Origin of the sequence: Bradyrhizobium sp., assembly GCF_049586575.1 — a bacterium.
Classification (GTDB): Bacteria; Pseudomonadota; Alphaproteobacteria; order Rhizobiales; family Xanthobacteraceae; genus Bradyrhizobium.
Genome location: NZ_JBAVCF010000266.1, coordinates 15,914 through 29,902, shown reverse-complemented (window position 1 = coordinate 29,902; position 13,989 = coordinate 15,914). Strand labels below are relative to the sequence as shown.

Here is a 13,989-nt window from a genome sequence, read left to right as displayed (position 1 = left end):
GGCTATAGGAGGCCGAATTCAGATAGCAGATATCGCGCGGTATATCGAAGAGGTCGCGTTGGGAAGCCAGCATGTTGTGCCGTTCGTTGGAAGCACAACCCTAGCGGCTCGCGATCGTGGCGGCCATCCCCACTATTTGCCGATCAGGCCGTCGTGCGCGCCGGGGTGGCGCGGCGGGAAAGCCTAGTGAAGCTGCGGCGACAGTGCCCGCTCAGGCTCAGCCGCGCGCCAGTGCGACTGATAGACTTGCAGAATGCCGCGGGACATCCGGACATCGGCCCGCTTGAACTCGGCTTTCAGATCCTCGAGTTCGTTGGCCGAAATGCGGTGATTCTCGGCGCCGAGGAACAGCAGCGCCATCGCGGTCTCCCACGAGAACTCGAGCGCCTTCGACAGCACCAGGATCATGTCACGATTGTTCTGCGTGAGCGTCTGCTCGACGACGTCGAGCGGCAGCGCGCAAAGCAGCGACAGCCCGATCACGACTTCCTCGAACTTGTGCGCCAGCGCGTAAGTCAGGATGCTCTTCTCGTTCAGCCGGCCGGCCTTGTGCGCCTCGGTCACGGCCCGTTTAAGCGCAAGATAACTTTCCTGCCCCGAAGCGAACTTGGAATAGAGCTGGCCGGCCGCGTTCGCGACCGAGGCCCCAATGGCCGCTGTAAGCTCGGGACGTTCCCGCTCAAGCTTGCGGCGGACCGCGTCTGACGCCTTTACCATCAGTTGCGCGAACATCTGCGGCGGAATTTCCTTGCGCAAGCCGACCCGCTCGGCGAGCACTGCGTCGGTTTCCGAACGTTTGACCATCTGGCGGAAGGCGAAATCGGAGAAACGGGCGCCATCGTTGGCGGCGACGGTTTGAACGACCTCCTGATTGCCGCGCGTGACGAGTTCGTCCGTCACCTCGACCGGCACCTGATGACGCCGCGAGATGGCGAGCAGATGCGGCTGCCCCTTGCTTCTGATATTGGCGATCAGTGACTTCGCATCGAGGCGCGGCGAAAATTGCAGGACGGGACCGGCCACCTCGATCGAATCGTCGAAGGCGAGCATCTGCACGACCTTGGGCGGCGCATTGTTGGAATGCGCCAGCCGCCGTGACAATTCGGCCCGCGCCGCCTCTTCGATCTCTTCGGTGAGCCGGACGATTACGTCGCCGAAGATGCGGATCTGCTCTTCGCTGAATTCGCCACCGACCAGAACATCGGTCGCATGCCAAAGCGCCTTGGCGCGGCTCTCGGAAGAGCCCCGCGCAATCACATCGTCCAGGTCCTGTAAAATTTTGCCGTTCTCAATCATCGCGCCCTACTGAAGGCAGAAGCAATGAGAACAGCCATAAACGTCAATTTTTAATAGTGCGGTTTCGCTTCCCCCCGGCTTTCGAAACCGGGCGTTACCGTTCATTAACGCTGAGCGCCACCCACGGCACAGAAAGGCCGGCATGCGCCCCGCAGTAGCAAAAAAATGTTCCGAAACGGCCGCGCGCCAGCGGCGATTTGACAGCGCGTTTACCGATTGCTTACCTCCTTTATGAGTAGCCGGCCGCAGGCCCGGGGAGACGAAACCTCCGCGGAAACCTGCCAAGAAACATAAAGGGCGAGACGAATGGATCAGACTGCAAGGCCTCCGGGCGCCGGGGCGACGTCCAATACAACGGACAACGCCATCGCCATTGCCGCCATTGCGGTGCTGATCGTTTCCTACGCCGTGAACGCGATGGACCGCACGCTGTTCCCGCTGATGCTCACGGATGTCAGGCGCGAATACGGCTTCAACCTGCCACAGGCGGGCTTGATGTCGACCATCTTTACATTGGGCATGGCGCTGGCGGGATTTCCGACCGGCTATCTGATGTCGCGCTATTCCCGCAAGACGGTGATCCAGATCGGCATCCTGATTTACTCGGCGGCGACCGTCATCACGGTTGTCGCGACCGGCTTTGCCGACATGCTGTTCTATCGGGCGATCACCGGCGTCGGCGAGGCGATGCAGCTCACCGCTCTGCTGGCGGTTTTCTCCAGCTATTTTTCGCGCCATCGCGCCACGGGCGTCGGCGTGCTCAATTATGCCTATGCCGGAGGTGCTGCGGTCGGACCATGGCTGGGCGCGAGGCTGCTCGTCGATTACGGCACCTGGCGCGCGCCGATGATCATTTATGGTGTCATCGGACTAGCCATGATGGTGCTGATTGCAGCCGTGGTGCGGCCGTATCTTTCCGAAACCAATACCAGGGGCCAGGAAAACACCGGGATTGCGGCCGGCGGCGCGGCGTCGCTGAATAACCTCAACACGATAGTGCTCGCGATCCTCAGCGTCCTGTTCGGGCTCGCGCTCTACGGCTATCTCGGCATGTATCCGACGTTCCTGCGCGAGCACCTCCACTACGCACCTTCCGACGCCGGCCGCGTCATGAGCATTTACGGGCTCGGCGTTCTGGTGTCGCTGCTCACGGGTTGGCTCGGCGACCGCTTCTCTCCACGGCTCGTGCTGGCTTTAAGTTTTCTGCTGGCGAGCGCGGTCTCGGCGCTTCTGTTCAACGGCCCGGCCGACTTCGCGACACAGGCCGCGTTGTCACTCGTGCTCGGCGCGACTTTCAGCGGCACGATTTTCGTCAACCTCGCCGGATGCCACGTCAAGTCGGTGGCCGCTTCGCTCTCCGGCCGCGCCTCGGGTCTGTTCGTCACCTGCGTTTACGGCTCGGCGACGATTGCAGGCTACGACATCGGCTGGATTGTCGGCCTCGTGGGATGGACGGTTGCCGGCAATATCCAGCTCGTTGCGCTATGCCTCGCGGGCGCTGTGATTTCGCTGCTGCTGCGGCCCGACCAGATGTCGCGCCAACCACAATAAACCAAACAAGAAGAACAGGTTGCCGCCAATGCTTAAGGAACTTCCCGCCGTGCGCGTCAACGTCTTTCCCGGCGGCTTCAACTGGGGCGTCTATGTCGGTCAGGACAAGGGTTTTTTCACTGATGCCGGCATTTTGGTTGAGGTGCAGGGCACGCCGAACTCCGTCACCCAGATGACGGACTTTTCGCAAGGAAAATTCGACATCGCGATGACCGCGGTCGACAACATCGTCGCCTATGTCGAGGGCCAGGGCGAGGCGCCGATCGGGCCGCAAGGCGACTTCGTGGCCGTCATGGGCAGCGATAGCGGTTTCCTTAGCCTGGTCGCAACGCCATCGATTACAAAAATCGAAGACCTCGCCGGGAAGACCGTCTCGGTCGATGCGATGACGACCGGTTACGCGTTCGTGCTCTACGAGATCATGCGCTGCCACGGCCTCGACAAGGACAAAGGCGATTACGAGATCGTCCGCGCCGGCGGCATGGTGCAGCGATGGAACGCGTTGCGCGAAGGCCAGCACGCGGCGACCTTGCTATCTGCGCCCTACAACATCATCGCGCAAAACGCCGGCTTCAAGGAACTCGTGAAGGCGACCGACGTCATCGGTCCCTACCTGGGCAATGTCGCCGCCGTGCGCCGGCCGTGGGCCCAGGACAACAGCGGCAAGATCGGGGCTTACATCCGCGCCTATCGCCGGTCGATCGCCTGGCTCTACGAACCCCAAAACCGCGCCGAGGCCATCGCGATCCTGCGGCATCACCTGTCGCAAATGCCTGACGTGATTGCGGAGGCAAGCTATGGTGAGTTGCTCGATCCCGCGCGAGGTTTCTCGCGGGCGTGCGAGATCGATCGCACCGGGCTCGACTGCGTGCTGAGCTTGCGCAGCCGCTACGGCCTTCCCTCGATGCAACTGAACGAGCCGGCGAAATATTGCGACTTGAGTTTTGGCTGATCCCTCCCCCTCGTAGCGTGGGGAGGGAAGACCGAACCGAAGCGAAGGCCAGGGTCGGGTTTTTGTTCTTGCAATCCCCCACCCGGCTCATCGTTCACTCGCGCTCTCGATGATCCACCCTCCCCACTCGCTTCGCTTGCGGGGGCGGGATAAAACATCACACCGCCGCGATCGTCTGCACCTCGACCAGAAACTGCTCCTTCACCAGCCGGTCGATGATGAGCAGCGTGTTCGGCGGGTATTTCCCGTTCGGAAACATTTTCGGGAATTCGCGCAGGCGGAACGCCATGAACTTCGGGATGTCCTGCGAGTGGACCAGATAGGTCGTGAACTGCACGACGTTGGCCCAGGACGCGCCGGCCGACTTCAGCGCCGCCTCGATGTTGCGAAACACCTGTGACGCCTGCGCGTCGAAATTGCCGTCGCCGATCACGTTGCCGGCGGAATCGCCCGACAGCATCCCGGCGATAAACAGGAACTCGTTCGCCTTGACCCGCGTCACATGGGTGTACTGTCCCATCGGAGCTCCGAGTTCGGCCGGATTATAGATGTTGAGTTCTGCTGACATGATCTCTCTACCCTGATGCGTTCTGCTGCTGGCTGCTACTATTCGTCATCCCAAAGTCGGCCGCAAGCGCAGCCTCGCGGTATTGCTGCCATGCGACACGCGCGCTAGGCTCCTCGAATATTATGGCAGGAGGCACGCGTGACCCCATCGGACGAGAGCAGGATTTCTGAGGACCGCCGCGAAGCTTTGCGGTACGCGCTCGCGATCGGCGGCGGGGCGGCGCTGGCTTCTTCGCTCGCAAGCCCAGCCTCGGCGCAGACGGCTTCCGACAACACGCTCGATCGGATTCGCTCGACCAAGGTGATGCGGATCGCGGTGCTGCCGGGCGAACTGCCCTATTTCAACAAGGACCTCGCGTCAGGCACGTGGTCCGGCTTCTCGATCGATATGGCCAACGACATCGCCAAGCTGCTCGACGTCAAGCTCGAATACATCGAATCGACCTACGGCAATTCGATCCTGGATTTGCAGGCCAACAAGATCGATCTCGGCTTCGCGCTCAATCCGACGCCACAGCGCGCGCTGGTGGTCGATTTCACCAGTCTCGTTTTCCCGCATCCGTTCGGCGCGATGCTGAGAAAGGGCCTCGAGGCCAAGAACTGGGCCGACGTCAACAAGCCCGAGGTGAAGATCGCGGTCGATGTCGGCTCCGCCAACGAAGCGGTGGCCCGCCGCTTTGCGCCGAACGCGACGATCAAGTCGCTGAAGTCGCGCGACGAGGTGATGCTGGAAATGGCCTCGGGCCGCGTCGATTGCGTCGTGAATGCGCTGGTGCTTGGCCTCACCGCGATTGCGAAGAACCCGAGCCTCGGCACCTACAAGATCCTGCAATCGCCCTCCGTCACGGTTGCAAGCAGCTGTGCGGTGCGCCACGAGTCCGACAAACGCTGGCGCGACTTCCTCTCGGTATGGATCGACTACAATCGCGGCATCGGCCAGATGCGCGAATGGTTCGTCAAGGGACTGGCGCTCTCCGGCGTGAAGCCGGAGGACGTGCCGGTGGAACTGAACGTTTGAGGCCGCTCACGGAAAATCTCGCTACGGATATCGTCTGCTTGGCCGGGCGCTCGATCGCGCGTTGTATCGTCATCGCTATCGCAGCGGCTGGCGGCGCCGGCCTTGTCGGCTGCTCGGGCTTCTTTCCGGGACCGCCGTTGATTCCGATCGATCTTCAATCGACGCCTTCGGGAGCCGAAGCCCGCACCTCGATGGGCCAAAGCTGCAAGACGCCCTGCTCCGTCAGCGTGCCCACCCCCGAAGACGATTTCACGGTGAGCTTCACCCTGAACAAATTTCAGCCGATGACGATTCCGGTGCGAATCACCCGCAGCCCGGGCAGTGCTCTGATGCCGCCAATGACGAGCCTCAACCCCAATCCGGTGGTCGCGCAACTTCAGCCCGTGGTTCCACCGCCGAACCGGTTGAAGAAGAAGCGAACGGTAGCGGTGCAATAAAGCCAGGCCACGGCGCTCGCTTTCTTATCCCTCCCCCTTGCGGGGAGGCATAGGCCGCCTTGGGCGGCCGTTCTTAGGAGACGCGGAAGCAAAGCTTCGCTATAGCGAGCGAAAGCGAGCCGGGGTGGGAGTTTTCAGAAACTGTCTTTCCAGCGAGCCCTGCCGTGGCGTTACACACCCGCACCCGACCGCCGCTTCGCGAGAGCCACCCTCCCCATGCGTTCCGCGGGGAAGGATAAAAGGAATCACGCCTTATCGTATGTCATGCCGCGTTCGAGCCGGCGCGCGACCAGCGTCGACGGAAACAGGATCGCGAAGTAAATCAGGGCGACGACAGTATAGACTTCCAGCGGCCGATAGGTGTCGGCGTTGATCAGTGTTGCGTTGTAGACAAGATCGGGCACAGCGATCACCGACACCAGCGACGTGTTCTTCAATTGCGTGACCGACTGATTGACGTAAGGCGCGAGCATGGGTTTGAGCGCCTGCGGCAGGATCACGAGCCGCAACAGCCGCCAAGGCCGCAGGCCCAGCGCCCGCGCGGCGTCCCACTGCCCGCGCGCAACGCTCTCGATGCTGCCGCGGACGATCTCGGCATAGAACGCCCCGCCATAGAGCGACAGCACGGTCATCGCCGCAACGTGCGCGGGGATATTGACCCCGATCACCACCGGAAACGCGTAATAGAACCAGATGATCTGCACCAACAATGGCGTGCAGCGAAACAGCTCGATGTAGGCGATCAAGAGCCAGTCGATTACGGGATAACGCCGCAGACGAAGGATGCCGACGAAAAGGCCGATCGTGCTGCCGACCAGAACGCTGCCGACCGTATAAACCATGGTCCAGCCGAGCCCCAGCCAGAACAGATGGCTGTATTTGGCGAGAATCCCGAAATCCCAGACGTAATTCATCTCTTATCCCTCCCCCGCGAAAGCGTGGGGAGGATCGGCGAGCGAAAGCAAGCCGGGGTGGGGATGTAAGCAAGAGCCCGCACCCTGGCCTCCGCTTCGCCTCGGCTTTCCTTCCCCCCGGCTCGCATCGCTCGCGGGGGGAGGGATCAACCTATTGCTGAGATTGCCCATCAGATGTAACGCCCCGGCGCAAACGCGCTCGCGTCGAAGGATGGCTTGTCGCCCGATATCATCGCGGCAACCGCAGCGCCCGTCGCCGGTCCCGTGGTGAATCCGATATGCTGATTGCCGAACGCGCACCACAGGCCCGGATGCCGCGGCGCCGGCCCGATCATCGGCAGGCTGTCAGGCAAGGTCGGCCGCGCCCCGCGCCAGGGCTCGCCCACGGCCGATCCAAATTCGACCACGCCGCGCGCCATCGGCACCACCATGTCGAGCTGCGCGAACGACGACGGCGCATCGCGATCGGTCAATTCGACGCCGGACGTGACGCGAATGCCGTTTTCCATCGGCGTCATCAGGAAACTGCCCTCGGCATCATGGATCGGACGCCGCAAGGTACGCGCCGGGTTCGGCGCGAACTCCTGATGATAACCGCGTTCGGACGCGAGCGGCACCCGATAGCCGAGCGGCCGCAACAGATCGGCGGACCACGGACCCAACGCCACTACGACGTGCCGCGCCGAGATCGCGCCGTCGCCGAGCACGACGCGCCAGCCGCGGTCTTCGGGTGCGATCGCCTTGATGTCGGATTGGCGGACCTCGCCGCCGAGACTTTTCACCATTTGCGCATAAGCCTTGACCACCGCGCCCGGCGAATCCACGGAAGCCGTCTGGGTATGAAGAAGGCCGACCTTGTAGACCGGCAGGATGTTCGGCTCGAGCGCGGAGATCGCCTGCCGGTCGAGCAGTTGGCTCTCGATGCCGAATTCGGCGAGAAACGCCTGCTCTTGCCTGGCTGCCTCAAGCGAGTCGCTGCGCCAGGCCTTGAGCCATCCGGTCTCGCGGATGCGATTGCCGGCGTTGGCCTTGACGATCCAATCGCGGTGCAGCTTCAACGATGCGTCGATCAACCCGTGCAGCGCGACCGCGCGTGGCCTGGTGCGCGAGGCAACCGCGTTGCCGAGAAATCGCGCGACCCAGTCGAGGTTGCGCATCACCCAGAGCGGGTCCCAGCGCAAGGCGGCGCTGGTGTTACCAAGATAACCCGGCAGCGCGCCCCACAGCGACGGCTTGTTGAGCGGCAGGATCGAGCCTGAGGAGAGAATGCCGGCATTGCCATAGGACGTTTCGCTGCCGGGCTCGCGGCGATCGATGATAACAACCGAGAGTCCGCGTTGCCGCGCGGCGATGCCCGCCGACACGCCGACGATCCCTGCGCCGAGCACGGCGACATCCACTTGTTGGCCCGTCAAACCATCCGACATCCGCTTCAATCCCGTTAGATCAACGTCAGCCCGCCATCGACCGGCAGCAACGCTCCCGTCACATGCGCGGCTTCAGCCGATAACAAAAATTCAACCACAGCGGCGACCTCGTCGGGCGCAGCCAATCGCGCCATTGGGTTGGCCTTGGCGACCGCCTGCCACGCCTGCGCATCGAGCGCGCCGGTCAACCCGGCATCCTTGCGCGTGAAGCCGGGTACGACGACGTTGGCGGTCGCGCCGGAACTTGCGAGTTCGACGGCGAGACATTTCACCAGCACCTCAAGCGCGGCCTTCGCCGAACCCGAGCCCGGATAGGTCGAATCCGGCGTAAAGCGATGCGCGGCGAAACTGGAGATTGCGACGACGCGGCCGTGCGGACTTCGCTGCAAATCCGGCAACGCCGCGCTCGCCATTTCATGGAACGCGCCCGCCATCACCGCGAACGCCCGCTCGAGCGCCTCACGCGGCAACTCCTGGAAGCCGCGCCGATCGGCAAAGCCGGCCGCATGCACGATCGCGTCAATATCGCCAAAGGTCTCGCGTGCTGCATCAATCAACCGGGATGCCGTGCCCGCCTTGGCGAGATCGCCAGTTGAAAAAGCCACTTTGGCGCCGACGCGTTCGCATGCCGCCACCACGCTTGTCAGGCGCGCGAACCCTGCCGCATCGCTTCCCTGTCCATGCAGCATCAGGCAGTCATGGGGCCTGGCCAGGCGGCGCGCCACCGCCGCGCCAATTCCGGATCCCGCTCCCGTGATTACAGTAACGCTCAACCCGCCCCCCGGATTTCACCCGAGGCGACTATAGGTCCTGCCGCATTGAATGCCAACGATCGCGGCCGCGGCCGATTTTCAACGAGACTGCGTTAGGCCGGAGATTTGGCGGGCTGTGGCGCCGGGCTTCCCCAATGAAGAACGGCAGATAAAATCCGATCACGGCGACGAACGAAATCGACAGCCGGAGCGCGCGGGTGAAGAACGACAGTTGCAACAGGCCCGGCGCAAAGAACACGAAGATCAGCTGGCATGTGGAATCGCCGGGCGAAGCCAAACCGCTTCACGCGCCGGCCTTGCAGATCGCATGGAGCGTCTTGGCAAGCGTACATCACGAATTCGAGAAGGAAATACCGTGGGATCCCACGCTTGCGATGGTTCCAGGACCATCAGAGACGCATGCCTGGATTACAAATGTGAAAAGCCTGGAACGCAACTTCCGATAGCCGGTTGGCTCCTGCGTTACGGATTTTTGGAACCAGGAGATTGCGATGAACACCAAGCTTCTCACTTCAATTCTCTTGGCGGCTTCGTTGCTCGGAGCGCCGGCTGTTGCATTCGCACAGTCTGAAACAACAACCCCTGCCCCAAGCACGCATGAAGCGGCGCAGCCGAAAGCGATGCACCACACGATGAAGTCCACCAGGACCCACTTCCGCGCGGGCACCACGACGGGATTGGACACTCGGGGTGCAAGCCGGGCGCGGCCGGGCGGTCAGTCAGTCGCACGCAAACCCGCCGGCTAAGCCAAGTGACGCGATGAACTAGTTTGACGAGTTAGTCCCCGGCATCGGCGCGGCATTCAGGTCAACGTGACCTCGGTGCCGCGTACGGTGTTCGTGCATTTGTCGATTATCTTCGTGTATCGAAGTCTCGCTACGGCAAGACCATCAGCGAGGCCGCCACCAGCATCGCGGCGAGCGCCGAGGCGGCCAGCGACCAGTGAATCCCGATCAGGCTTCCGAACAAGCCGACCGAGATGCCGCTGAAAGTCTTCAAGCCCAGGCTTGCCATATTGAACAGTCCGATGACGCGCCCGCGTTTGTCCAGCGGTGCATCGAGTTGAACGAGGCTCTGTGCCATTGCATTGAAGGACAGTTCAAGAAAGCCCGCCGCCACCAGGAAACCGAGCGCGAGCCAGTAGGTATTCGCGAGCGAAAACGCCGTCAGCGCGCCGCCCCAGAACAACGCCAGGATCACGGCCGTGCGTGGTTTCGGCGGCAGCAGGCCCCCTCCTTCCAGAATCAGGCCCGCGAGCAATCCGCCAGCGGCGTCCGCCGCCAGCAGCATGCTGTAGGCGATGCCGGGATCGCCGTGCTGGAGATCACTGGCAAAATTCGGCATTTGCGAACTGTAGGCGTTGCCGACAAAGAAGGACGCCGCACCGGCCAGCAGCACCATCGAAACGATGGTCGGATGGCCCTTGATGTCGCGGATGGTCGAAATGACATCGTTGAGCCCGCGCACCGCACGGCGCGGCGCGGCTGCGCCTTTGCGAAAACGCGGACCGTAGGGCGCCGCGATCAGCCACAGCACCAACGGCAGATAGAACACCGTGTTGAGCATGATGCCCGCGGCCGGCCCGAAGGCGAGCAAGATGGCCGCGCCCACCGCAGGGCCCGCCAGCACGGCAAGGTAACGCGCCATCGCGTTGAGCCGCACCGCGCTCTCGAGTTCTGTCGGACCGACGATGTCGTAAAGCAGCATCTGGTTCGGCGTCTGCCACAGCACGCCGGCGCAGCCATGAACCACCAGGATCGCCATCGCCTGCCACATCTGCAAGCTGTCCGTGACGAAGAAATAGCCCCAGCTCAGCGAGGCGACGATGAACAGCGCCATGCCGCATTGAATGACGCGGCGGGGATCGAAGCGTTCGGCCAGCGCCCCGGAGGCGACCGAGAACAGCAGGAACGGCAGCCAGTGCGATACGACCGCAAAGCCTCCCAGGGCCGGCGAGTGAAATTTCTGGAATACGACCCAATAGCTGATCACGTGCTCGATATTGTCGGCCATCATGGCCAGCACGAAGGTGATGAATTGGGCGCGGAAGCCGGAATGGCGCATGGCCGCGAAGGATCGCGCCCTCGGCGAAGAGGGCTTCGGCCCTTTTGTTGTGTCATCCATCAGAAGAAAATTCCCGCAGGTAAAATACGATGCCGGCAGGTAGCGAAAGCGCCGGTCGTCCTCCAAGGTGTTGCAACCTTTATCACGAGGCTCTTTATCACCCGACCCTTTAACACCAGAATCGGCGATCCCAAACGACAATGCCTCCAAATTTGGCCCATTCAAGTTGCGCGGGCCGACAGGCGTACTTCACTCTTCGCCGGCTAGCACTTATCTTTGGCAGCTGTCATATCAAAGAGCGTTACGCGGAACTGGCTGCGCCAAAACCCAATGCGGTCTCCCGATCTTGCACCCCCTGAAAACACAGCCAAGGCCTCCATCGGCGCCTTGATCGCCGGCGGCAGCGTGGAAGAACGGCGGCGCGTGCTGCGCCGGGCGCGGACGCTCGCGACCTCATTGCTGGTTCTGATGCTTGCGATCTTTATCGCAACCTCTGTTGGCGTGAAGCATTGGCCGTGGCTTGCCTACATCAGAGCCTTTGCCGAAGCCGGTATGATCGGCGCCTGCGCCGACTGGTTCGCCGTAGTCGCCCTGTTTCGACACCCGCTCGGCATACCGATCCCGCATACGGCCATCGTCGCCAACAGCAAGGAACGCATCGGCATTGCGATCGGCCGTTTCATGGCCAACAACTTTTTGTCGCCGGGCGTGCTGGCTGAGCGGATCAGGGATGTCGACATCTCCGGCTGGGCGGCGCGCTGGATCCTGCGCGGCGACAATGCGAGGAACGTCGCGCAGCGCGCCACCTCGTCGCTCAATCAGGCGATCGCAGCCCTTCCGCGCGAAGACCTCAACGCTTTCCTGAGCGGCGCCGTGCGGGGAGGGATCGAAAACGTTCCGGCCGCTCCCTTCGCCTCAAGGCTGCTGTCCCTGCTTTGGGCTCACGGCGAGATGCAGGTCTTGGCCGAAAGGCTTCTCGCCTGGGCCTCCACGGCGCTCGCCGAGAACCGCGAGACGATCCGTTCAAAGGTGTCCAAGCGCACCTCGCGCCTGATCCCGAAATGGATCGACGTCATGGTCGCCGACAAGATCATCGACGGCGTGGCGCGCATTCTCGACGAAATGCGCGAGCCAAGCCATCCCTGGCGGATCGAGATGACCTCGACCATCGAGCAACTGATCGGCGACCTCGCCACAAAACCTGAGATGATCGAAAAGGGCGAGGAATTGAAAACAAGAATGCTCGCCACGCCCGCGGTCATCGGTCAGATCGACACGCTCTGGGTCTCGATCGCGGACAGACTGGAGTCGCCCGAGACTCAAGCCCAGTTGACGCGGGTGCTGGCGCGCCTGTTGACCGGCATCGGAAGGCGAATTCAGAACGACGAGAGCCTTCGCACCGGCATCAACCGCTGGCTCCGCGTCGCGGTGCTGCGCACGGTGGCGCCACGACGCACCGAAATCGCCGAATTCATCCGCAAGGTGGTCGAGAACTGGGATACGGAAACGCTGACCGAGCGGATCGAGCTCACGGTCGGCCGCGACCTGCAATATATCCGCATCAACGGCACGCTGGTCGGGGGGCTCGTCGGCCTGATCATCTTTGCGATCACGCAACTGTTTTAGGCGGTTCTTGGATACTCCGAACCGGCGCAGCTACCGGTTGCCTTCGTTTAACGAAGATCGCGCATCAGACGGCATCAGGGGCTCAAACGACCATCGCAATCTATTCCGATACCGCCCGCCTTCTGCTGTTACGTCTCTCCCGGTGCTGATTTTTATCCGAAGCCGGCCTCGATGACGGCGAAGGCGCGACGCCGTATCGGCTTGCCGCGCTGTGAGCCTAGCACCAACAATTCGCGGATTCTCTAACCCCTCACCGGCCGCCCTCCGCGGCGTCGCCGGGATTTTCCTCAAGCGAACGAATAACTTTGGCGGGGACGCCCGCCACAAAACTGTTCGGCGGGACGTCTTTGGTGACAACCGCGCCGGCTCCAACCACCGAATTTTCACCCACCGTCACGCCGCCAAGAATAGTAGCGCCCGTTGCGATCCAGACGTTCTCTTCAATGATGATCGGCCTTCCCTCGACATAGGCCCGTCGCCGCGAAACTTCGAGCGGGTGACCTGTGGTGATGATATTCACGTTCGGCCCGATCATGACGCGATCGCCGATGTCAACGCCGCCCATGTCGTAAAGCGTGCAGCACTGGTTGATGAACACCTTGTGTCCGACGCGGATATCGCGACCGTAGGCTGAATAGAAGGGCGGGATCAGGATGAAGGTGTCGTCCACCTTTCGACCCGTCAATTCGCTGAACAGCTCTCTCACCCTGGCGACGTCGTCAAAGGACAGCTTGTTCATCTCGGCCGTCACCCGCATCGCCTGCCTGGTGACGCCGGACATCGCGTCCCATTCGGCGCTCCGGGTTGCCACCCGCACGGCGCGGCGCGGTCGCTCGGTATCCATGTAGCTTTCCCCGGAAGTCTGATTCGCTGGCGCCGCCATTATGCCGAATACAAGATCATGTCGCATGGCGTGACGGGGAGAATCACCGCTATGCCTTTGCGCCCAACAGACCTAGCCCGGGCGGCGCGAGCTCCTTGTACGCGCGCAGCTGACAAGGACAACATAGTCCGGCAGACTGGAGGTCAACCCGTAGATCTCTGTCGTGACGGTGTCCTCGCCGACGACGCGGCCGCCCCGGCATTCACCGCGGACGAGATCGAGCGCCATGCGGTTGCGATCCTGCCGCACCAGCGGGTTGTACTTGATGTCAGGGATATTCCGAACGTGGACCACGAAGTCATACGGCTTGTCGGGCGAAGCAGCCTCGACGCGCACCATACCCCTGGTGTCGGTCCAGCCCGGCAGTATCGCGAGTAACACTATCGCTGCGAAAAATCGCGCCATGACGCGCCCTCACCTCTGTCGTCGCCTGGAACAAACGTGACACGGTAAAGTGACAGCAATCGGCCGTTCCGGCAAT

14 protein-coding genes are annotated in these 13,989 nt (G+C 62.3%); 5 read left to right on the top strand and 9 right to left on the bottom strand.

The features are described from left to right. Window positions 1-183: 183 nt before the first annotated feature. Window positions 184-1,296, bottom strand: coding sequence for a DUF2336 domain-containing protein (locus WB528_RS10210; protein WP_423888298.1), 1,113 nt, complete (start codon window positions 1,294-1,296; stop codon window positions 184-186). Between the two features lie 306 nt (window positions 1,297-1,602). Here WB528_RS10210 and WB528_RS10205 point away from each other — a divergent pair, with 306 nt between their 5' ends. Continuing rightward, the gene (locus WB528_RS10205; RefSeq protein ID WP_423888297.1) at window positions 1,603-2,847 is read left to right on the top strand and encodes an MFS transporter; all 1,245 of its coding nucleotides are present in this window, start codon (window positions 1,603-1,605) and stop codon (window positions 2,845-2,847) included. Window positions 2,848-2,875: 28 nt separating this feature from the next. Next, window positions 2,876-3,799, top strand: a complete 924-nt coding sequence (locus tag WB528_RS10200) for an ABC transporter substrate-binding protein (protein WP_423888296.1) — start codon at window positions 2,876-2,878, stop codon at window positions 3,797-3,799. A 157-nt stretch (window positions 3,800-3,956) separates the two neighbouring features. On the opposite strand, the gene WB528_RS10195 is transcribed toward WB528_RS10200, so the two are convergent. Further along, window positions 3,957-4,367: a RidA family protein gene (locus WB528_RS10195; protein ID WP_423888295.1), complete on the bottom strand. Its 411-nt coding sequence runs from the start codon at window positions 4,365-4,367 to the stop codon at window positions 3,957-3,959. A 138-nt stretch (window positions 4,368-4,505) separates the two neighbouring features. Here WB528_RS10195 and WB528_RS10190 point away from each other — a divergent pair, with 138 nt between their 5' ends. Both WB528_RS10190 and WB528_RS10185 read left to right on the top strand, forming a co-directional pair. Further along, entirely contained in the window at window positions 4,506-5,384 is an 879-nt protein-coding gene (locus WB528_RS10190) for a transporter substrate-binding domain-containing protein (protein WP_423888294.1), read from the top strand. Next, window positions 5,381-5,821, top strand: coding sequence for a hypothetical protein (locus tag WB528_RS10185; RefSeq protein WP_423888293.1), 441 nt, complete (start codon window positions 5,381-5,383; stop codon window positions 5,819-5,821). The genes WB528_RS10190 and WB528_RS10185 overlap by 4 nt, the downstream gene beginning before the upstream one ends. 245 nt (window positions 5,822-6,066) lie before the next feature. On the opposite strand, the gene WB528_RS10180 is transcribed toward WB528_RS10185, so the two are convergent. From WB528_RS10180 to WB528_RS10160, 5 genes are all read right to left on the bottom strand, one after another. Then, window positions 6,067-6,735 carry an amino acid ABC transporter permease gene (locus tag WB528_RS10180; protein ID WP_423888292.1) on the bottom strand — a complete coding sequence of 223 codons (669 nt, stop codon included), beginning with the start codon at window positions 6,733-6,735 and terminating at the stop codon, window positions 6,067-6,069. A gap of 170 nt (window positions 6,736-6,905) precedes the next feature. Further along, window positions 6,906-8,162 (bottom strand): NAD(P)/FAD-dependent oxidoreductase, encoded by a 1,257-nt coding sequence (locus tag WB528_RS10175; RefSeq protein ID WP_423888291.1) that lies wholly within the window; start codon window positions 8,160-8,162, stop codon window positions 6,906-6,908. Window positions 8,163-8,176: 14 nt separating this feature from the next. After that, window positions 8,177-8,935: an SDR family NAD(P)-dependent oxidoreductase gene (locus tag WB528_RS10170; protein WP_423888290.1), complete on the bottom strand. Its 759-nt coding sequence runs from the start codon at window positions 8,933-8,935 to the stop codon at window positions 8,177-8,179. A gap of 28 nt (window positions 8,936-8,963) precedes the next feature. Further along, a complete protein-coding gene (locus WB528_RS10165; RefSeq protein WP_423888289.1) occupies window positions 8,964-9,212 on the bottom strand; it encodes a hypothetical protein in 249 nt (82 codons plus the stop codon). Between the two features lie 599 nt (window positions 9,213-9,811). After that, entirely contained in the window at window positions 9,812-11,059 is a 1,248-nt protein-coding gene (locus tag WB528_RS10160) for an MFS transporter (RefSeq protein WP_423888288.1), read from the bottom strand. A gap of 270 nt (window positions 11,060-11,329) precedes the next feature. On the opposite strand from WB528_RS10160, the gene WB528_RS10155 reads away from it, so the two are divergent. Further along, window positions 11,330-12,625: a DUF445 domain-containing protein gene (locus WB528_RS10155; RefSeq protein WP_423888287.1), complete on the top strand. Its 1,296-nt coding sequence runs from the start codon at window positions 11,330-11,332 to the stop codon at window positions 12,623-12,625. A gap of 250 nt (window positions 12,626-12,875) precedes the next feature. Here WB528_RS10155 and WB528_RS10150 read toward each other — a convergent pair whose 3' ends face one another. Next, complete coding sequence (locus WB528_RS10150; protein ID WP_423888286.1) at window positions 12,876-13,469, bottom strand: sugar O-acetyltransferase; 594 nt, start codon at window positions 13,467-13,469, stop codon at window positions 12,876-12,878. A gap of 111 nt (window positions 13,470-13,580) precedes the next feature. Continuing rightward, the gene (locus tag WB528_RS10145) at window positions 13,581-13,913 is read right to left on the bottom strand and encodes a hypothetical protein (RefSeq protein WP_423888285.1); all 333 of its coding nucleotides are present in this window, start codon (window positions 13,911-13,913) and stop codon (window positions 13,581-13,583) included. Window positions 13,914-13,989 lie beyond the last annotated feature (76 nt).